Origin of the sequence: Pseudomonas sp. PIC25, assembly GCF_002286785.1 — a bacterium.
GTDB lineage: Bacteria > Pseudomonadota > Gammaproteobacteria > Pseudomonadales > Pseudomonadaceae > Pseudomonas_M.
In genome coordinates, this window is the sequence record NZ_MUJY01000190.1 from 63,018 (window position 1) to 82,553 (window position 19,536).

Annotated in this window: 17 protein-coding genes; all 17 read left to right on the forward strand. The window is 65.3% G+C overall.

Going from position 1 to position 19,536, the window contains the following annotated elements:
- Positions 1 to 9: 9 nt before the first annotated feature.
- Entirely contained in the window at positions 10 to 417 is a 408-nt protein-coding gene (gene tssE, locus BZL41_RS26785; protein WP_095602074.1) for a type VI secretion system baseplate subunit TssE, read from the forward strand.
- An 11-nt stretch (positions 418 to 428) separates the two neighbouring features.
- Entirely contained in the window at positions 429 to 935 is a 507-nt protein-coding gene (locus BZL41_RS26790; protein ID WP_095602075.1) for a PAAR domain-containing protein, read from the forward strand.
- Position 936: 1 nt separating this feature from the next.
- Positions 937 to 1,743, forward strand: a complete 807-nt coding sequence (locus tag BZL41_RS26795; protein WP_095602076.1) for a hypothetical protein — start codon at positions 937 to 939, stop codon at positions 1,741 to 1,743.
- 938 nt (positions 1,744 to 2,681) lie between these two features.
- Positions 2,682 to 3,080, forward strand: a complete 399-nt coding sequence (locus BZL41_RS26815; protein WP_095602080.1) for a hypothetical protein — start codon at positions 2,682 to 2,684, stop codon at positions 3,078 to 3,080.
- Between the two features lie 14 nt (positions 3,081 to 3,094).
- Complete coding sequence (gene tssF / locus BZL41_RS26820; RefSeq protein WP_095602081.1) at positions 3,095 to 4,888, forward strand: type VI secretion system baseplate subunit TssF; 1,794 nt, start codon at positions 3,095 to 3,097, stop codon at positions 4,886 to 4,888.
- Positions 4,852 to 5,874, forward strand: a complete 1,023-nt coding sequence (tssG, locus tag BZL41_RS26825) for a type VI secretion system baseplate subunit TssG (protein ID WP_095602082.1) — start codon at positions 4,852 to 4,854, stop codon at positions 5,872 to 5,874. The genes tssF and tssG overlap by 37 nt, the downstream gene beginning before the upstream one ends.
- A complete protein-coding gene (tssH, locus tag BZL41_RS26830) occupies positions 5,871 to 8,489 on the forward strand; it encodes a type VI secretion system ATPase TssH (protein ID WP_095602083.1) in 2,619 nt (872 codons plus the stop codon). Before tssG ends, tssH begins: the two co-directional genes overlap by 4 nt.
- A gap of 10 nt (positions 8,490 to 8,499) precedes the next feature.
- Positions 8,500 to 10,017: a sigma-54-dependent Fis family transcriptional regulator gene (locus BZL41_RS26835; protein WP_095602084.1), complete on the forward strand. Its 1,518-nt coding sequence runs from the start codon at positions 8,500 to 8,502 to the stop codon at positions 10,015 to 10,017.
- Positions 10,018 to 10,063: 46 nt separating this feature from the next.
- Positions 10,064 to 10,198: a type VI secretion protein gene (locus BZL41_RS26840; protein ID WP_084339652.1), complete on the forward strand. Its 135-nt coding sequence runs from the start codon at positions 10,064 to 10,066 to the stop codon at positions 10,196 to 10,198.
- Positions 10,199 to 10,216: 18 nt separating this feature from the next.
- The gene (gene tagH / locus BZL41_RS26845) at positions 10,217 to 11,410 is read left to right on the forward strand and encodes a type VI secretion system-associated FHA domain protein TagH (protein WP_095602085.1); all 1,194 of its coding nucleotides are present in this window, start codon (positions 10,217 to 10,219) and stop codon (positions 11,408 to 11,410) included.
- Between the two features lie 5 nt (positions 11,411 to 11,415).
- Complete coding sequence (gene tssJ, locus BZL41_RS26850; protein ID WP_095602094.1) at positions 11,416 to 11,898, forward strand: type VI secretion system lipoprotein TssJ; 483 nt, start codon at positions 11,416 to 11,418, stop codon at positions 11,896 to 11,898.
- Positions 11,899 to 11,901: 3 nt separating this feature from the next.
- Positions 11,902 to 13,227 (forward strand): type VI secretion system baseplate subunit TssK, encoded by a 1,326-nt coding sequence (gene tssK / locus BZL41_RS26855; protein WP_095602086.1) that lies wholly within the window; start codon positions 11,902 to 11,904, stop codon positions 13,225 to 13,227.
- 2 nt (positions 13,228 to 13,229) lie between these two features.
- The gene (gene icmH / locus BZL41_RS26860; RefSeq protein WP_095602087.1) at positions 13,230 to 14,105 is read left to right on the forward strand and encodes a type IVB secretion system protein IcmH/DotU; all 876 of its coding nucleotides are present in this window, start codon (positions 13,230 to 13,232) and stop codon (positions 14,103 to 14,105) included.
- A 15-nt stretch (positions 14,106 to 14,120) separates the two neighbouring features.
- Complete coding sequence (gene tssM / locus BZL41_RS26865) at positions 14,121 to 17,663, forward strand: type VI secretion system membrane subunit TssM (protein WP_095602088.1); 3,543 nt, start codon at positions 14,121 to 14,123, stop codon at positions 17,661 to 17,663.
- On the forward strand, positions 17,663 to 18,394 hold the full coding sequence (locus BZL41_RS26870; RefSeq protein ID WP_095602089.1) for a PP2C family serine/threonine-protein phosphatase: 732 nt from the start codon (positions 17,663 to 17,665) through the stop codon (positions 18,392 to 18,394). Before tssM ends, BZL41_RS26870 begins: the two co-directional genes overlap by 1 nt.
- A gap of 10 nt (positions 18,395 to 18,404) precedes the next feature.
- The gene (locus tag BZL41_RS26875) at positions 18,405 to 19,406 is read left to right on the forward strand and encodes a serine/threonine-protein kinase (RefSeq protein ID WP_174706207.1); all 1,002 of its coding nucleotides are present in this window, start codon (positions 18,405 to 18,407) and stop codon (positions 19,404 to 19,406) included.
- A 21-nt stretch (positions 19,407 to 19,427) separates the two neighbouring features.
- The coding region (locus tag BZL41_RS29245) for a hypothetical protein (protein WP_256578260.1) at positions 19,428 to 19,536 on the forward strand (109 nt) is incomplete at its 3' end.

Sequence of the window (19,536 nt, forward strand, 5' to 3'; positions counted from 1 at the left end):
AGCTGAGCCATGAACGGATACGGCAGCCTTTTCGAACGCCTCGGTGGCGAAGCCGGCCAGCGCGCTGGCTGGAGCCGCGAGGTCGCCGTCATGGCGTCGGTGGCTGCCCATCTGGCCAAGATGCTCAGCACCCGTGCGGGCAGCGTGCAGACGCTGCCCGACTACGGGTTGCCCGATCTGAACGATATGCGCCTGTCGCTGCACGACGCCTTGCAACAGGCCCGCAGCGCCATCGAAAGCTTCATCGAAAAATACGAACCGCGCCTGAGCCAGGTCCGGGTGGTTTCACTGCCCCGCGACCACGACCCGCTGACCCTCGCCTTTTCCATCGAGGGCCTGCTGGAAGTCGATGGCTTCAAGCGCCAGGTCAGCTTCTCCGCGCGCCTGGATGGCAGCGGACAGGTCAAGGTGAACTAAGGAGAGCCGCAATGTCCGGAAAACCCGCCGCCCGTCTCGGAGACCCCACCGCCTGCCCGGTCCCCGGCCACGGCACCAACCCTATCGTCGCCGGCTCGCCCAACGTCCTCTTCGACGGCAAGCCCGCCGCCCGCCAGGGCGACCCCACCGCCTGCGGCAGCGCCCTGGCCAGCGCGACGATCCCCAACGTGCTGATCAACGGCATGCCCGCCACCACCATCGGGACCGTGGGCAGCCACGGCAATACCGTGGTCGCGGGGTCGGGGACGGTGTTGATTGGGACCACTTTTACTCCAGCGCCTTTCACGCCACCAAAAGCCTTGGCTATCGCTAACCATAGCCAGTGCATCTTGATCGAAGATCAGGATGGCAATCCACTACAGGGCATTCCATACCGGCTGCGTAGTCCCCAAGGTGAGTGGATCGAGAGCTACTCAGATTCTGCAGGGAAGAGCCAAACGGTATTTGGGAATGCGGGCGATTCGATCGACTTCTTCACCGCAATCTTGGAGGGGTAGCATGAGTTCCGATGTTCTTACCTCTCTCACCGCACGCGCCATTGCGCTTTCCCCTAACTCTCAGAATTCCGTTAAGAAAATTAAGCTCAAGGTATTCTGGAAAACAATAAATTTCTGGACCGATGCTTACATCAATGAGTATCACAATGCTGCCCTATCTATCGCCGAACGGCTTGTGGCAGAACAGTATTGGGACAGAAACGGAAATATCAGAAACAACCGTTTTACCTGTGAAGACTTTGCTATTCGTCTGCTATGTGAATTCGCCTCGGCACGCCAGCTTCCGGTCAAGCTGAAAACCGGAACGAGGGAATATCGAAACATGGAGATATATCAGCCAGATGAGCATGATCGCTATCTGAGCCACATGTATGGGTTCACCGAAATGGTTATGCTGACATATGGTGCCCCCGATATGCAGCGTGTCGGTGAGAATGTGGTTGCAGTCGCCACTGCGGCAGAACTGAAGCCTGGCGATATATTAGCTCAAGCACATGATCGACCAGGCGACGTGGCTCACCATATACAGGTTGCAATGAGCGTCAGCCCTCAGCAAATAGAGATTAAACAAGGCAATACTAGTGGCATAAGTGTCCGACCATTCACTACGGTACGTCGCTTGCTTGGTTCCAACATGGCAGATCCACAGAATGACGGGTACGCCGGCATGCCTATTGAGAGTGGAGTTTATGAGAAGCAAAGCGCAGGTTGGAATTATAAAAACCTGACAACGGGGTCGACCCGTGAGGATTTTCTGAAAATCTTTCAGCTCTATCGCTGGAACTTTATGGAGTTCAATCGAGCATGAGTCTTTCAGGTTACCTATCTGTATTGGCAGATAGCGATCTATTTGGCCTATTAGCTATTTATTGCCTAGCGGTAGCAATAACTGGATTATTCGAAAAACCTAGGAACACCCTGACATATCGTGCTCTTGCTTTCTGCGGCCTACTAGTAGTTCCCGTACTGCATGCCATCGGCACTTATTTTCTGAATCAAGCACCAGCCTGATCAATTGGCGGTCATGGGGCTGAGCAGTTACCAATATACGAGACAAAAAGATGGAAAGTTCGAAGATGAACCGTCAGCGAATCAGGGCATTAGGGTGCCACGCTGCCGCGTGCCTGCTGTTCCCAGTAGGCACCATCCTCGGCTTTCAAATCTCTGCCAGATGGTTCGGTTCGCCGTTCGCCAAGGGCATTGCAATTGGACTTGCCGTCCAGCTCATTTTCATCGCCTTCATCTTGGCGAACATTCTAATCGCCTTGGTATCCAGCATGGAAACGAAGGCAGTACTCTCCTGCGTGCTAGCCGCCGCAGTGCTTATTATCTGCTTCCGGAGCATCCATTGCGGGGGTGTTTCTTTGCGGGTCTCTCCGGTTGCTTGTCACTTGCAGCCATCTACGCGTCTAGAAAGCTTGCGCAAATGGGCAAGAACACATGATGAATCATTTCCCAGTCCGAGGAACGTTATGGGCCGTCGGCATGTTCTCAGCCTTGGCGCTCATAGTTGGGTGGCGGATAAATGACTTTATCAATAGCCAAACCAACGATTCGCTCATGAATGGATCAGGCCGCTATCTAATTGGAATGCCGGAGTGGAAGGAGCATTGGCTCAATTACTTCATCAGCAATACGTCTTATGAGGTCATTGATAATGATTAACCCCACCTTAGTGTCGTCACTGATGTATAAACCAGGCCAACCAGTCGCCCGCCCAACTTTTGAGCCAACCGGAAGGCACTGATGAAAAATAAAATAAGGGTCTGCGCTATAAACCTATGCATACACAGTGCAGCCTTCGCCCTGCTGGTCGGACTCAACGATATCGCGCATAAACTCTATAAAGCCTGGATCGGCGATTTCGGCTCAAGAGGCATAGCGCCCGGTTCCGTTACTCTACTGGTGATTCTGCTTTTTATTGTATTCGACGCTTCCGCGGCGATTATTCCGCTCAAAGCAGTGAAGATTTCACTGGGCGTGGCATTTGTTCTGACTACCGCCTGGTTTTTATTGCCAAGCCACCCATTGCGTGCGGCGTTCTATTGCGTTGCCGGTGGGTTGCTGACGTTTGCCTCAATTTCCGCAGCGTCGCGGCTCAATGACCTCATCTTTCGCACGGGCCACCCCACCAGCGCCGACTGATCAAGGACCGATACATGTCTTTCAACCACTACTACCAGAGCGAACTCACCGCCCTGCGCCAGCTCGGCAAGCGCTTTGCCGAGCGTAGCCCGGCGCTGGCGCCGTTCCTGGGGCAGAGCGGGCGCGATCCGGATGTGGAGCGTCTGCTGGAGGGTTTCGCCTTCCTCACCGGCCGGTTGCGACAGAAGCTGGACGACGAGTTGCCGGAGCTGACCCATTCGCTGATGCATCTGCTCTGGCCCAACTACATGCGGCCGCTGCCGTCGTTCAGCATGCTGCAGTTCGAGCCGCTGCAGCGCCCCGGGTCGGCCTTGAAGGTGCCGCGTGGCACGCCGGTGGAATCCGAGCCGATCCAGGGCGTGAAGTGCCGTTTCCGCACCTGCTACCCCACCGATGTCCTGCCGCTGGATCTGACCGGCCTGAACTACTCGGCGAAAGGCGACGGCGCGCTGCTCGACCTGCGCCTGACGATGACCGCCAAGGGCCACGTCAACGATCTGGAACTGAAGCAACTGCGCCTGCATCTGCATGGCGAGCGCTACATTGCCCAACTGCTCTACCTGAGCCTGCTGCGCTACCTCGGCAGGATCGAAGTGGTGCTGCTGGATGCCGAGGGCCAGCCGCTGAGCAAGGATGCCAACGGCAACGCCCAGGCCGACCTGACTCTCGGCGCCGACAAGGTGAGCCCGGTGGGTTTCGCCGAAGACGAAGCGCTCATTCCGTATCCGCTGAACACCTTCCGCGGCTACCGCTTCCTACAGGAGTACTACGCCTTCCAGGATAAATTCCTGTTCGTCGATATCGGCGGCCTGGAAGCGATCCAGCGATTGCCCGAGGCGCTGCTCGAAAAAACCCAGGGGCTGCTGCTGCGCTTCCACATCCACAAGGCCGGCGCGCAGCGCATCCGCCCCACGCGGGACAACGTGCGCCTGTACTGCACGCCGGTGGCGAACCTGTTCAGCCACGATGCCATCCCGATCCGCCTGGACGGCAAACAGGACCAGTACCTGCTGCTGCCGGCGGAGTTCGACTCGCGCCACTGCGGCGTGTTCTCGGTGGATCGCGTCACCGGCTGGAAGCCCGGCGGCACCGGCTACGAGGAGTACGTGCCGTTCGAATCCTTCGAGCACGACCGGAGCTTCGACGTCCCGGTGGCGCGGCCGCACTACAGCGTGCGCCAGCAACCATCCATGCTCGGCGACGGCCTGGAGACCTACCTGAGCTTCGGCCTGCGCGACCTGGAGCAGCACGAAACGCTGTCCATCGAGCTGACCTGCACCAACCAGAACCTGCCAAGCCAGTTGAAGGAAGGTGCGATCTGCGAGGCCAGCGAAGGCACCCCGGAGTTTCTCAAGTTCCGCAACATCTGCCCGGCGACGCCGAGTTACGCGCCGCCGCTGCACCGCGACTTCCTCTGGAAGCTGATCAGCAACATGTCGCTGAACTACCTGTCGCTGGCCAACGTCGAGGCGCTCAAGGTGATCCTCGAGACCTACGACCTGCCGCGCTACTACGACCAGAAGGCCGCCAGGGTCAGCCGCAAGCAGCTCGACGGGCTGATGAGCATCCGCCACCAGCACGTCGACCGCCTGTACCGCGGCCTGCCGGTGCGCGGCGTGCGCACCGAGCTGGAAATCGACCCGCAGGGCTATATCGGCGAAGGCGACGTGTTCGTCTTCGCGTCGGTACTCAATGAATTCTTCGCCCTTTACGCCAGCCTCAACTCCTACCACGAGCTGCGCGTGAAGAGCACCCAAGGAGAGGTATACGAATGGACGCCACGCATGGGCATGCAACCCCTGCTCTGAGCCGGCTCAGCCAAGGCATCCGCGAGTACAACCTGTTCCAGGGTGTGCTGCTGGTGCTGGACCGGCTGCGCCGGGAAGACCGCAATGATGCCGACGAAGAGACGCTGTACGAGCGCATCGAATTCCAGGCCAACCCCAGCCTGGGCTTCCCCGGCAGCGATATCGATCGCGTGCAATTTTTCACCGAGCACGGCGAGACCCGCGCGCGCCTGCGCATCAACCTGGTGAGCCTGTTCGGCGCCGGTTCGCCGCTGCCTGCCTTCTATGGCGAACAGGCTTTGGGCGACAGCGCCGAAGGCGGCAATCCGACGCGCGACTTCCTCGACCTGTTCAACAACCGCCTGCAACGCCTGATGTTGCCGATCTGGCAGAAGTACCGCTACCGCGTGCAGTTCCGCAGCGGCGCCAAGGACCCGTTCTCCGAGCACCTGTTCGCCCTGATCGGCCTTGGCGGCGAGACGCTGCGCGAAGCGAAAGAGCTGAACTGGAAGCGCCTGCTGCCCTACCTCGGGCTGCTCAGCCTGCGTGCCCACTCGGCGGCGCTGATCGAATCGGTGCTGCGCTACTACTTCAAGCACGCCGAGCTGAACATCGAGCAGTGCCTGGAGCGCCGGGTGGCGATCATTCCGGCGCAGCGCAACCGCCTCGGCCGCGCCAACAGCCAGCTCAGCGAAAGCCTGGTACTCGGCGAGCGGGTCCGCGATCGCGGCGGCAAGTTCCGCATCCACATCCGCCAGCTCAGCTGGGAGCGTTTCCACGAATTCCTGCCGATCGGCACGGGCTACCAGCCGCTCTGCGCGCTGGTGCGCTTCACCCTGCGCGATCCGCTCGACTACGACCTGCGCCTGGAGCTGCGTCCGGAAGAAATCCGCGACCAGCGCATCGGCGCGGAAAACCCCTGCCGCCTCGGCTGGACCAGCTGGCTCGGTCGCGAACGCGCCGACGGCCTGGTCACCCTGGGCCATTCAAGGACCGAAAAACGATGATCAATGTCGATTTGCAACAACTGGTACAGGCCCTGGACGCCGAAACCCGCCGCGACCTGGAAGCCGCCGCCGAACGCTGCGTAATCCGTGGCGGCAGCAAGATTCTCGTCGAGGATCTGCTGCTCGGCCTGCTGGAGCGCCCGGAAAGCCTGCTGACCCGAGCCCTACAGGATGCCGAAGTGGAACCCGGCGAGCTGGCCAAGGCACTGCAACCGCGCGGCGAACACAGCGAATCGCGCAACCCGGTGTTCTCCACCGAGCTGGTGCAATGGCTGCAGGACGCCCTGCTGGTGGCCAGCCTCGAACTCGGCCAGAGCCAGATCGACCAAGCCGCGCTGATCCTCGCCCTGCTGCGCAACCCGCTGCGCTACGCCGGCAGCCACTACCAGCCACTGCTGGCGCGGATCAACGTCGAGCGCCTGCGCGAATTCGCCCTGGCCCAGCAGCCGCAGCAGGCCACCGGCAAGCCTGCCGCCGGCGGTGAATCCAACCTGGCGCGCTTCACCCACAACTTCACCCAGCAAGCCCGCGACGGCAAGCTGGACCCGGTGCTCTGCCGCGACGCGGCGATCCGCCAGATGATCGACATCCTCGCCCGTCGGCGGAAGAACAACCCGATCGTGGTCGGCGAGGCCGGCGTCGGCAAAACCGCCATCGTCGAGGGCCTGGCCCTGCGCATTGCCAACGGCGAGGTGCCGGAGGTGCTCAAGGGCGTCGAACTGCTCTGCCTGGACCTCGGCCTGCTGCAAGCCGGCGCCAGCGTGAAGGGCGAGTTCGAACGGCGCCTGCAAGGCGTGATCGACGAGGTGAAGGGCTCGCCGAAGCCGATCATCCTGTTCATCGACGAAGCCCACACCCTGATCGGCGCCGGTGGCCAGGCCGGCGGCTCGGACGCCGCCAACCTGCTCAAGCCGGCCCTGGCCCGGGGCGAGCTGCGTACCATCGCCGCTACCACCTGGAGCGAATACAAGAAGTACTTCGAGAAAGACCCGGCCCTGGCCCGGCGCTTCCAGCCCGTGCAACTGCACGAGCCGACCGTGGACGAAGCGGTCACCATCCTGCGCGGCCTGGCGCCGGTCTACGAGAAGAGCCACGGCATCTACCTGCGCGACGACGCGGTGGTCGCCGCCGCCGAGCTGTCCGCCCGCTACCTTGCCGGCCGCCAGTTGCCGGATAAGGCGGTCGACGTGCTCGACACCGCCTGCGCCCGCGTGCGCATCAGCCTGGCCGCCGCGCCGGAAGCCCTGGAACGCCTGCGCGGCGAGATCGCCGAGGGCGAGCGCCAGCGCGAAGCCGTGCGCCGCGACCTGGATGCCGGCCTGAAGATCGACGAAGAAGCCCTGGCGCACCTGGAAACCCGCCTCGCCGAAGCCCGTGCCGAACTGGAACAACTGGAAACCCGCTGGAGCCGGCAGCGCGAGCTGGCCGAGCGCCTGCTCGATCTGCGTAAGCGCTGCGCCACCGCGCGCCAGGCGCCGGCCGTGGACGTCCAGGAAGAAGAAACCACCGAGAGCGAGGAGCAGCCGGGCCTGGCGCAACTGGAAGCCGAGCTGCGCGAAGCCCAGGCTGAACTGGCCGCTGCCCAGGCCAACGAACGCCTGGTCAGCCATGAAGTCTGCCCGCGCCTGGTCGCCGAAGTGATCAGCCACTGGACCGGCGTGCCGCTGTCGCAACTGGCCCGCGAGCACAACAGCAAGATCGTCACCTTCGCCAGCGACCTGCGCCAGCGCGTGCGTGGCCAGGAGCAGGCCATCGCCGCCCTCGACCGCGCCATGCGTGCCACCGCCGCCGGGCTGAACCGTCCCGATGCGCCTGTCGGCGTGTTCCTGCTGGTCGGCCCGAGCGGCGTCGGCAAGACCGAAACCGCCCTGGCCCTGGCCGACCTGCTGTACGGCGGCGAGCGTTTCCTTACCACCATCAACATGTCCGAGTTCCAGGAAAAACACACCGTCTCCCGCCTGATCGGCGCGCCTCCGGGCTACGTCGGCTATGGCGAGGGCGGCATGCTCACCGAGGCGGTGCGGCAGAAGCCCTACTCGGTGGTACTGCTGGACGAGGTGGAAAAGGCCGACCCGGACGTGATGAACGTCTTCTACCAGATCTTCGACAAGGGCGTGGCCAACGACGGCGAAGGGCGTGAGATCAACTTCCGCAACACCCTGATCCTGATGACCTCCAACCTGGCCAGCGAGCGCATCGCCAGCCTCTGCCAGGGCGGCCAGCGCCCGGCGGCGGAAGACCTGGAACTGGCGATACGCCCGGTGCTCAGCCAGCACTTCAAGCCGGCGCTGCTCGGCCGCATGCGCGTGGTGCCCTACTACCCGGTGGACGGCGAAGTACTGCGCGAGCTGGTCGCGCTCAAGCTGGCCCGCTTCGGCGAACGCCTGGAGCGCCGGCAGTTGCAGTTCAGCCACTGCGAAGCCCTGGTGGACAACCTCGCCGAGCGCTGCACCCACGCCGACAGCGGTGCGCGGCTGATCGACCACCTGATCGACCAACACCTGCAACCGCTGGTGGTGGACCGTCTGCTCGACGCCATGGCGGCGGGCGAATCCCTGCAGCGCGTACACGCCACCCTCGATGGCGAAGGTTCGGTGGTCTGTGAGTTCGCTTAAGGTCCCGCCGATGTTCGCCCAGGTCCCCCAGCCGCTGCGCTATGCCGAGACCCTGCTCGAATGCTTCGCCAGCCTGGCCCGGGCGGCGGATGCCGACAGCCTGCTCGGCCGCCTGGTGGAAGCGTCGGCGCAACTGTGCGGCTGCGAGCTGAGCCAACTCTACCTGCTGGACGACACCCACACGCGCCTGATGCTCAGCGCGGCGTGGCACGACGGCCGGCTGCAACCGTGCGAGGCCAGCCTGTCCAGCGACTTCGACGGTTACGACAGCGAGCAACTGCTGCAGTACTGCCTGCGCCAGAATCAGGTGCTGAGCCTGGCGGAATTGGAGCCGGGCCTGCATGAGACGGGCTTTCTCCCGGAAACCGCATACCCCTGGCGCAGCCTGCTGTGCATACCGCTGCATGACGAACAGGGCCACGTCAGCGGATTGCTGCTGGCCGCCGCCCAGACCTCCCGCGAGCTCGGCGTGTTCGCCGATTCGCTCGGCCGCCTCGGCGCCTTCGTCGTCGCCCAGCATCACCTGCTGCTGCGCCTGCGCGCCCCGCGTGACGAAGCACCCAGCCAGCCGGCCGCGCAAGTCGGCGGCAACGCCTACGGCCTGATCGGCGACAGCGCCAGCATGCGCGCCGTCTACCAGTTGATCGGCAAGGTCCTGCACAGCCCGGTCAACGTACTGCTTACCGGCGAGACCGGCACCGGCAAGGAGCTGGTGGCCCGCGCCATTCACGATTGCGGCCCGCGGCGGAGCAAGCCCTTCGTCGTGCAGAACTGCGCGTCGCTGCCGGAACACCTGCTGGAGAGCGAGCTGTTCGGCTATCGCAAGGGCGCCTTCACCGGCGCCGACCGTGACCGCCCCGGCCTGTTCGACGCGGCCAACGGCGGCACCCTGTTCCTCGACGAGATCGGCGACATGCCCCTGCCGTTGCAAGCCAAGCTGCTGCGCGTGCTGCAGGAAGGCGAAGTACGTCCGCTGGGCTCCTCCGAGACGCACAGGGTGGACGTGCGCATCGTCGCCGCCACCCACCGCGACCTGCACACCCTGACCGAGGAAGGCCAGTTCCGCGAGGACCTGTTCTATCGCCTGTCGCACTTCCCCATCGAGCTGCCGCCGCTGCGCGAGCGCGAGGAGGACATCCTCCACCTCGCCCGGCATTTCGCCGACAAGGCCTGCGCCTTCCTCCAGCGCGACCTCTGCCGCTGGTCCGACGCGGCGCTGGAGCACCTGGCCGGCTACGCCTTCCCAGGCAACGTGCGCGAACTCAAGGGCCTGGTCGAGCGCGCCGTGCTGCTCTGCGAGGGCGGCGAGCTGCTGCCCGAACACTTCAGCCTGCGCCAGGAGCTGATCGCCACCGATTGCAGCCTGAACCTGCGCGAACGCCTGGAACGTGTCGAACGCAACCTGCTGGTGGACTGCCTGCGCAAGAACCGCGGCAACCAGACCAGCGCCGCCCAGGAACTGGGCCTGCCGCGCCGCACCCTGCTGTACCGCATGCAGCGCCTGCGCATCAGCCCGGCCGATCTCTGAGACGAACCGAATGAACCCCTTATCCCCTAACCACGGAGGCCCCCACATGCAGTACCGCCACTGGCCCGCCGCCCTGTTGATCCTGGCCCTGTCCCTGGCCGGTTGCAGCGGCAACTACAAGTTCAACGACGACGAATACCGCCCGCTGGGCGATCCGCAAGCGGTCAACCGCGGCAACTGACGCGAGGAGCGACACACCATGGAACTGGTCTTCGATATGGTCGGCGCGCAGCAATTCGTGCCCGGCCTGCTGACGACGAAAACCTTCAAGCAGGCGGGCGGCGTGATCGGCCGTGCCGAGGATTGCGACTGGGTGATCCCCGATCGCAAGAACGTGGTGTCCAAGCACCACGCCCAGGTCAGCTACCGCGATGGCGCGTTCTACCTGACCGACACCAGCAGCAACGGCATCCAGCTCAAGGACAGCGGCGCCAGCCTGCAACGCGGCCGTCCGCAGCGCATCGAGCACGGCGGCGTCTATTGCCTGGGCGACTTCGAGATTCGCGCACGGCTGATCCAGGACCCGGCGTCGTTCGAAGGCGACATCGGCCGCCCGCAGCCCGCCGGCAGCATCATCCCCGACGATGCCTTCCTCGATCTCGACCCGCTGACCGCCCTCGACCAGCAGGAGCGCGTCTACGCCGAGGTGGACGAACTGATCGCCCTGACCACGCCGCGCCAGCAGCCGGCGCAGCAGCGCGACTACGCGCGCATCGATATGGAAAGCCTGCCGGTCCCCGAGCTGGTGATGCCGGAAGCGGCGCCCACGCCGAAGCCCGCCCCCGAACCGGAGCGCCTGCCGCCGAGTTTCTGGGAACGCTTCGGCGAGGCCCTCGGCGTGCATCTCGACGACCTCGATGACGACGCCCGCGAAGCCCTGGCGCTGAACGCCGCCCGGTTGCTGCGCCTCTGCGTCGGCAACCTGCAGCAAAGCCTGCGCACCCGCGCCGAGCTGAAGAACGAAATGCGCCTGGGCCTGACCACCGTGCAGAGCGCCGGCAACAACCCGCTCAAGCACAGCAGCGACGCCCGCGAGGCGCTGAACGTACTGCTGCGCGGCGGCAAGCCCGGCCAACTGCCTGCCGAACAGGCCATTGGCCGCGCCTTCCGCGACCTGCAGGCGCACCAGGTGGCGCTGGTCGCCGCCAGCCGCGCGGCGGTCAAGGCGATGCTCGAACAGCTCTCGCCGGAACAGCTCAGCCTGCGCTTCGAGCGCGAGAGCAAACCGCTGGTCGCCACCGCCGGCAGCCGCTGGCGCGCCTACCGCCGCCTGCACGACGCCATGCAACGCGACGACGACTGGAGCGAACGCCTGTTCGCCCGCGACTTCGCCCAAGCCTACGAAGAACAGGTGCGCCTGATCGCCACCCTCGACACGAACCTCCAAGGATGATCGCCATGTCCCGCCTCATCACCCTGGCCCTGCTCGCCACCCTGTCCGCCCTCGGCGGCTGCTCCGCGCTGTCGCCCTACTCGGACCTCACCAAGCTGGACCTGCAACTGGCCGGCAGCGAGCGGCTCAACCCCGACCTCAACGGCCGGCCCTCGCCCATCGTCGTGCGGCTGATCGAACTCAAGCACCCGGTGGCCTTCGAGAACGCCGATTTCTTCTCGCTCTACCAGCGTCCGAAGGAAGCCCTGTCGCCCGACCTGGTAACCCAGGAAGAACTGGAGCTGCGTCCCGGCGAGACGCGCGAACTGAAGCTCACCACCCAGGAGGGCAGCCGCTACGTCGGCGTGCTGGCGGCCTACCGCGATCTGCCGGAGGCCAACTGGCGCTTCGTCATCCCGATCGAGGCCAAGGCGCTCAACCGTGCCGAACTGAGCCTCGACGAGCGTGGCATCCATGCCGTCGACCCGCTCGCCAAGAAGGACGACTAAGCCATGACCATGCACAAAGTGATCTGGCAGGAAGGCATGCTGCTGCGTCCCCAGCACTTCCAGCAGAGCGACCGCTATTACGACTACCAGCTCAAAACCCGCACCCGCACGCTGGAACCTTATGCCTGGGGTTTCTTCGATCTGGAGATCGACAAGCAGTCCCTGCGTAATGGCCAACTGGTCCTCAACCAGGCCAGCGGCATCCTGCCGGACGGCACCCTGTTCGAACTCGACCGCAAGGCGATTGCCATCGACGTGCCGCCGAACACCAGCAACACACCGGTCTACCTGGCGCTGCCGCTGGCCACCGGCAACAACATCGAGGCCCGCCGGGGCGAGCAGAAAGACGTCCTGGCGCGCTACATCGCCCGCGACCAGGAGGTCTACGACTCCAACGCCGGCGAAGACAGCGCCAGCCAGGTGAGCATCGGCCAGTTGGACTTCCGCCTGCTGCTGGGCGAGCAGCAGAGCGACCAGGCCTACGTGAAACTCCAGCTTTGCAGCATCCAGGACACCACCCTGGACAAGGAAATCCACCTCGACGGCAGCTATCTGGCGACCTTCATCGATTTCCAGGCCTCCGACGTACTGGTGTCCTACCTGAAGGAAGTGATCAGCATGCTCGGCCATCGCGGCGACGTGCTCGCCGAACGTATCCGCGCCACCGGCAAGGTGGGCGGCGCCGAGGTCGGCGACTTCATGATGCTGCAGCTGATCAACCGCTACGAGCCGGTGCTGCGGCACTACCTGGGCGTCGAGCGGGTCCACCCGGAGCAGATCTACCGCGAACTGCTCGGCCTGCTCGGCGAGCTGGCGACCTTCGCCAGCGAGACCAAGCGCCCGCGCCTGAATAGCCGCTACCAGCACAGCGACCAGGGCCTGTCGTTCCGCACGCTGATGGACGCTATCCGCCAAGTGCTGTCGATGGTGCTCGAACAACACGCCATCGAACTGCTCCTGCAACAGCGCCAGTACGGCATCCAGGTTTCCCCGCTGCACGACCACAAGCTGCTCGGCTCGGCCTCCTTCGTACTCGCCGCCAGCGCCGAGTGCGACTCCGAGGAGCTGCGCAACCGCCTGCCGGCGCACCTCAAGGTCGGCCCGGTGGAGCGCATCCGCCAACTGGTCAACCTGCACCTGCCGGGCATCAAGGTGAAACCGCTACCGGTGGCGCCGCGGCAGATTCCGTTCCATTCCGGAAAGACCTACTTCGCCCTGGAACTCGGCTCCGAGGACCTGGCGCAACTGGAAGGCTCCGGCGGCTTCGCCTTCCACGTGTCCGGCGAGTTCTCCGGGCTTGAGCTGAAATTCTGGGCAATCAGGAACTGACTATGACCACCAAGGAAATGGAATACGGCCAGGATGACAAGACAGTCATCCTCAACCGCAAGGGCGAGGCCCCGGCGCAGAGCCCGCTGACCGATTTCGCCGCCGCACCGAAGTTCGAGCAGTTGGAAGAGCGCATGATCTACGCCGCCCGCCTGCGCCCGGCGGAAACCTTCAACATCAGTCTGAACCCGCTGGTCGCCGCCGCCGCCCCGCTGCTGTCGGAAGTGGTGCGGCTCAAGCACAGCCAGGGGACCGAGGACCTGCGTGCTCTCAACGCGACCCTGAGCAGCGCGATCAAGCTGTTCGAGCACCATGCCCTGCATGACGGTGCCGAGAGCAGCCAGGTGATGGCCGCACGCTACGTACTCTGCACCGTGGTGGACGAAGCGGTGGTCACCACCCCCGGCGGCGACGAAAGCACCTGGTCGCAGATGAGTCTGCTGTCGAGCTTCCACAACGAAACCTTCGGCGGCGAGAAGTTCTTCCAGTTGCTCGAACGCCTCTCGCGCAACCCGGTCAAGCACCTGCCGATGCTGGAGCTGATGTACCTTTGCCTGTCCCTGGGCTTCGAGGGCAAGTACCGCGTACAGCCACGCGGCATGCTCGAACTGGAAGCCGTGCGCGACAGCCTCTACCGGCAAATCCGCCAGTTGCGCGGCGACGTTCCGCGGGAAGTCTCGCCGCACTGGCAGGGCCTGAAGGACACCCGCCGACGCCTAGTGCGCATCGTGCCCTGGTGGCTGGTCGCCCTGTTCACCCTGGTCTGCCTGGGCGTGATGCACGCCGGCTTCGCCTGGGTCCTCGATCAGCAGCGCGACACCGTTCTGCAACCGTACCAGCCCGTCGACCCGACCGCCCAGGTCGAGCAACAGCCGTAACTAGGACGTAACGCCATGAAGGATTTCTTCGGCAAGCTTGCCGCCTTTTTCCGCAAGACCTGGGTCTGGAGCCTGTGCCTGCTGCTGGTACTGTCGCTGCTGATCTGGTTCGTCGGCCCGCTGTTCGCGGTCAACGACTACAAGTTCTGGGAATCCCCGACCAGCCGCCTGCTGACCATCGCCGCGCTGTGCCTGGCCTGGGGCCTGTTCATCGTCTTCAGCAGCTGGCGCGCCACCCGTCGCAAGCAGGCCGAGGCCAGCGACGAGGAGGCCCAGGAACGCCAGCGCCGCGAGGGTCTGATTACTGAAGAACAGAGCATCCTCACCCGTCGCTTCAAGGACGCCCTCGTCACCCTGCGCAGCTCCAGCCTCTACCGTGGCCGCAGCGAACGCTGGCGCAACGAGCTGCCCTGGTACCTGGTGATCGGCCCCGCGAAGAGCGGCAAGACCAGCCTGCTGGACTTCTCCGGCCTGGACTTCCCGCTCAATCGCGGCGCCAGCGAGCGCCTGACCAAGGACGTCTCGGGCACCCGCTACGCCGACTGGTACTTCGCCGACCACGCGGTGCTGATCGACACGGCCGGCCGCTACCTGACCCAGCCCGACAAGCAGGTCGACGGCCGCGCCTGGGACACCCTGCTCGGCCTGCTGCGCCGCCGCCGCGCCCGTCCGCTCAACGGCGTGCTGGTGAACATTCCGGTGGAAATGCTGCGCCACGGCACCGAGGCCGAACAGGAAACCCTGGCCAACCAGGTCCGCCAGCGCTTGCAGGAAATCCGCCAGCGCCTCGGCGCCGACGTACCGGTCTATCTGGTGATCAGCAAGGCCGACCAGCTGCTCGGCTTCGACGAGTTCTTCGACCAGCTGTCCCGCGAGGAGAGCGACCAAGTGCTCGGCGTCAGCTTCCGCAAGGAGCAGAACGGCACCGACGCCGGCGTGGTGCGCCAGGAGTTCGAAGAACTGCTGCGCCGCCTGAACAGCCAGGTCATCCTGCGCATGCACCAGGAGCGCGACACCCAGCGCCGTGGCCGCATCCTCGACTTCCCGCACCAGCTCGGGAAGATCGGCGAATCCCTGTGCCTGTTCATCGAACTGGCCTTTTCCGGCAACCGCTACCAGCAGGAAAGCCAACTGCGCGGCTTCTACCTGACCACCGCGCCCTACCTCACCAAGGCACTCGACGAGGAAACCGCCGCCCTGGGCGACAACCTGGGCGGCTTTGCCACCAAGGCCCTGCCGATGCTGCGCGCCGGCCGTGCCCGTTTCATTAACCACCTGCTAAGCCGGGTGATCTTCCCCGAAGCCGACCTCGCCGGGCTGGACCAGAAGGAAGTCCGCCGCATCGACTGGGGCCAGCGCGCCCTCTATGCCGGTGCCTTCGCCTGCCTGGTGCTGTTCGGCCTGTTCTGGGCCAACGGCTTCTCGGCCAACCACGACCGCCTCGAACAACTGCGCGACATCGCCCAGAAGCTCGGCCGCGAGCGCCAGGCGATCGACCCGCAGGACGACGCCCTGCAGACCCTCAAGGCCCTGGACAGCAGCTACGCTGCGACTCAGGTCTTCCCGCCTAAGGCTGACGTCTCCTACCTGCAACGCGGCGGCTTCTACCAAGGCGAGCAGGTCGACCCGACCGTCCACCAGGCCTACCGCCGGCAACTGGAAGAATTGCTCCTGACCCGCGTCGGCCGGCAGCTCGAAGCGCAGATTCGCGCCAACCTGAACGACCGCGAGCGCCTGCTCGGCAGCCTGCGCGCCTACCTCATGCTGAACCTGGAAGAGCGCCGCGACGCAGGCTTCCTCAAGGAATGGCTGGCCGCCGACTGGTCCCTGCGCTACGCCGGCAACGCGGTGGCGCAGAACGGCCTGAACAGCCACTTCGACCGCCTGCTCGGCGAGTCCTTCACGCCCTACCCGCTCAACGCCCCGCTGGTCGCCCAGGCGCGCCAAGTGCTGCGCAGCGAATCGCTGGCCAACGTGGTCTACCGCATGCTCCGCGACCAGGCCCGCAGCCTGCCGGACTACCGCCTGAGCCAGCGCCTCGGCCCGCAGGGCGCGCTGTTCGTCGGTGCCGACTACGCCATCCCCGGCTTCTACACCCAGAACGGCTACCAGAAGTTCTACGTCGCCCAAGGTGCCGACCTGGTGCGCGAAATCCTGCGCGACAACTGGGTCCTGGGCGAAGGCGACAGCCTCAGCGCCAACGACCTTGGCCGCCTGATGGTGGAGATGGAGCAACTGTACTTCCGCGACTACGCCAACTATTGGGGCGAAGCCCTGTCGCAACTGGCGCTGGAGCCTATCGGCAACGCGGCGCAGGGCGCCCTGCAACTGACCGGACTGACCGCGGCCAACTCGCCGCTGCTGCAACTGCTGGTGGAAATCCGCGACAACACCCGCTTCGCTGGTCTGGCCGAAGCCGCGGACAGCGCCGGCGAAGCCGCCGGTGCGCTGGAAGGCGCCAAGGGCAAGCTCGGCAAGGCCGCCAAACTGGCCAGCGCCGCCGCCGAACAGGCCCAGGCCGCCCTGGCGAAGAACGTCCCCGACACCGCACGCAAAACCCTGGAACGTCGCTTCGAACCGCTGCACCGTCTGCTCGACGACAACGGCGGTGCCTCCGCCGAACTGGCGCCGACCCTGCAAGCTCTCGACGCCCTGCAACTGCAACTGGCCGGCCTCGCCCATGCCAGCGCGCCGGACCAGGCCGCCTTCGAACTGGCCAAGGCCCGCATGGGCGGTCAGCGCGACGCCATCAACCAGTTGCGCAACAGCGCCGCGCGCCTGCCGCAGCCGGTCGGCAACTGGCTCGGCCTGCTCGCCGAAGACAGTTGGATGCTGGTGCTCAACGACGCCTACCACTACCTGAACCAGCGCTACCAGAGCGAGCTGTACGCCTTCTACAAAAGCTCCCTGCGCCAGCGTTACCCGTTCAGCGCCCACAGCGCGAGCGACGTGGCAATCGCCGACTTCCGCGAGTTCTTCAAGGCCCAGGGGGTCGCCGACAGCTTCTTCGACCGCTACCTGAAGCCCTTCGTCAGTGGCAGCGCCGGCGAATATCAACTGCGCCGCGTCGACGGCCGCGGCCTGCCGCTGTCGCGCGAGTTCCTCGCCCAGATGAGCCACGCGCAGACCATCCGCCGCAGCTTCTTCGCCGAGAACCCGAACGAGCCGCTGGTGCTGTTCAAGCTGGAACCCTACTCGCTGGACTCCAGCCTCGGCCGCGCCGACTTCCGCTTCGGCGACCAGCAACTGGAATACCGTCACGGCCCCATCGTGCAGACCGCGTTCCGCTGGCCCGCCGAAGGCAGCGACGGGCGCACCAGCCTGGTGGTGGAAGAACTGGGCGGACGCAAGGTGGGCATCGAGAAGAACACCGGCCCCTGGTCGCTGTTCCGCCTGCTCGACCTGATGCAGGTGGACTACCACAGCGGTCGCGACGTGCTGATCCTCAAGGCAGACCTCGGCGGCCTGCGCGCCAACTACCTGCTGCACAGCCAGCGCTCGCCGAACCCGTTCGACATCGCCCTGCTGCGCGACTTCAAACTGCCGGCGACGCTCTGATGGAAATCAGTGTCAGCCCCTGGCGCAGCGCTGCCCGCACGGACACCGGCAAGGTCCGTGCGGGCAACGAAGACGCGTTCCTCGACCTGCCCGACCAGGGCCTGTGGGTGGTCGCCGACGGCATGGGGGGCCACCAGAACGGCGCCCTGGCCAGCCGGTTGATCGTCGAGAACCTCGCCGAGCTGCCGGCCGATGGCGGATTGGAAGAGCGTGTCGGGCGGGTACGCCAGTGCCTGCACCACCTCAACCGCCGGCTCGGCCAGGAGCTCACGGTAACGGCCGAGCGCCCCGACCCGGTGATCGGCAGCACCGTGGTCGCCCTGCTGACGGACAACCAGCGCGCCGCCTGCATCTGGGCCGGCGACAGCCGCTGCTACCTCTGGCGGCGCGGCCGGCTCTACCAGCTCTCGCGCGACCACTCGCTGGTCCAGCAGTTGATCGACGAAAACCAGCTCAGCCCCGAAGAAGCGGCGCGCCATCCCGCCGCCCACGCGCTGACCCGCGCCGTGGGCGCCAGCGAGCATCTGGTGCTGGACATCCTCGAATTCGACACCTACCCCGGCGACACCCTGCTGCTGTGCAGCGACGGCCTCTACCAGAGCCTGTCGCCGGACGCCCTCGGCGCCGCCCTCAACCTGCCGTCCACCGGCATGGCTTTGCAGCGCCTGTTCGACCTGGCGCTGGACGGCCCGGCCCGCGACAACCTCAGCGCGGTGGTGATCCGCCGATGAGAGAACCCGGATGAGCGATCCCTTGCTGGCTTCCGCGGAAGCCTCCGACCTGACCTACTTCGCCTTCGCCGCCAGCGCCGTCGACAAACCGGTCGCACGGGCGGAGCCAGAGACGACCCGCACCGCCCCCGGCGAACTGCCGGAGGTGCTCGGCGGGCGCTACCGCATCGAGCGCCTGCTCGGCGTCGGCGGCATGGGCGCGGTGTATCGCGCACGCGACCTGCTGCGCGAGCAGTTCGGCGACCCGGAGCCCTACGTGGCGCTGAAAACCCTCAGCGAAGACTTCGCCGAATACCCCGACGCCAACGCCCTGCTCTACAGCGAATTCGCCCTCACCGCACGGCTCAGCCATCGGCATGTGGTGCGCCTGTTCGGCTTCGAGGTGGACACCGCTTGCCAGCGCGCCTTCATCACTCTCGAGCTGCTCAAGGGCCCCACCCTCGACCAGTTGCTCAGCGAGCGCACCGGTGGCCTGCCCTGGCAGGAGCTGAGCGAGATCGTCATCCCGCTGCTGGAGGCCCTGGCCTACTCCCACAGCCTCGGCGTGCTGCACGGCGATCTCAAACCCAGCAATGTGATGCTCGCCGCCGACGGCCTGCGGCTGTTCGACTATGGTCTCGGCCAGCCGCTCGACGGCGTACTGCCCGGCTTGCCGCGCCTGTGCCGCAGCCGCTTCGCCGCCTGGACGCCACGCTATGCCGCCCTGGAATTGCTGGAAGGCGCGCCGCTCACTGCCGCCGCCGACGTCTACGCACTGGCCTGCGTGATCTACGAACTGAGCAGCGGCAGCCACCCGTTCCGCCGCCTCAGTGCCAAGCAGGCCAAGGCGATGGAACTGGACCGCGAACTGCAACGCCCGGCGAACCTGCCGGCGCACTGCTGGCCGGCGCTGCGCACCGCCCTGGCGTTCGACGAAGCCCGGCGCGACATCGACGCCGCCGGCCTGCTGGAAGCTTTCCGACGCCCCGCACCGGGGCTGCTGCAGCGGTTGCTGCGGCGTACCAATGGATGAGACGAGGACAAGGAAACCGCCATGTTCAATCCCGCCAACGAAACCCACTTCAGCCTCGCCATCGACGGCCTCGAACACGACCTGCAAGTGCTCGAATTCCGGGGCAAGGAGGCCATCAGTACGCCCTACC

What these genes read in the sequence shown, in the direction of transcription:
- BZL41_RS26790 (WP_095602075.1), top strand. Translation starts at nt 429, where the DNA reads ATGTCCGGAAAACCCGCCGCCCGTCTCGGAGACCCCACCGCCTGCCCG.
- BZL41_RS26870 (WP_095602089.1), top strand. Translation starts at nt 17,663, where the DNA reads ATGGAAATCAGTGTCAGCCCCTGGCGCAGCGCTGCCCGCACGGACACC.
- tssJ (WP_095602094.1), top strand. Translation starts at nt 11,416, where the DNA reads ATGTCCCGCCTCATCACCCTGGCCCTGCTCGCCACCCTGTCCGCCCTC.
- tssK (WP_095602086.1), top strand. Translation starts at nt 11,902, where the DNA reads ATGACCATGCACAAAGTGATCTGGCAGGAAGGCATGCTGCTGCGTCCC.
- tssF (WP_095602081.1), top strand. Translation starts at nt 3,095, where the DNA reads ATGTCTTTCAACCACTACTACCAGAGCGAACTCACCGCCCTGCGCCAG.
- BZL41_RS26875 (WP_174706207.1), top strand. Translation starts at nt 18,405, where the DNA reads ATGAGCGATCCCTTGCTGGCTTCCGCGGAAGCCTCCGACCTGACCTAC.
- BZL41_RS26835 (WP_095602084.1), top strand. Translation starts at nt 8,500, where the DNA reads ATGTTCGCCCAGGTCCCCCAGCCGCTGCGCTATGCCGAGACCCTGCTC.
- tssE (WP_095602074.1), top strand. Translation starts at nt 10, where the DNA reads ATGAACGGATACGGCAGCCTTTTCGAACGCCTCGGTGGCGAAGCCGGC.
- BZL41_RS26840 (WP_084339652.1), top strand. Translation starts at nt 10,064, where the DNA reads ATGCAGTACCGCCACTGGCCCGCCGCCCTGTTGATCCTGGCCCTGTCC.
- BZL41_RS26815 (WP_095602080.1), top strand. Translation starts at nt 2,682, where the DNA reads ATGAAAAATAAAATAAGGGTCTGCGCTATAAACCTATGCATACACAGT.
- icmH (WP_095602087.1), top strand. Translation starts at nt 13,230, where the DNA reads ATGACCACCAAGGAAATGGAATACGGCCAGGATGACAAGACAGTCATC.
- tssH (WP_095602083.1), top strand. Translation starts at nt 5,871, where the DNA reads ATGATCAATGTCGATTTGCAACAACTGGTACAGGCCCTGGACGCCGAA.
- tagH (WP_095602085.1), top strand. Translation starts at nt 10,217, where the DNA reads ATGGAACTGGTCTTCGATATGGTCGGCGCGCAGCAATTCGTGCCCGGC.
- tssM (WP_095602088.1), top strand. Translation starts at nt 14,121, where the DNA reads ATGAAGGATTTCTTCGGCAAGCTTGCCGCCTTTTTCCGCAAGACCTGG.
- BZL41_RS26795 (WP_095602076.1), top strand. Translation starts at nt 937, where the DNA reads ATGAGTTCCGATGTTCTTACCTCTCTCACCGCACGCGCCATTGCGCTT.
- tssG (WP_095602082.1), top strand. Translation starts at nt 4,852, where the DNA reads ATGGACGCCACGCATGGGCATGCAACCCCTGCTCTGAGCCGGCTCAGC.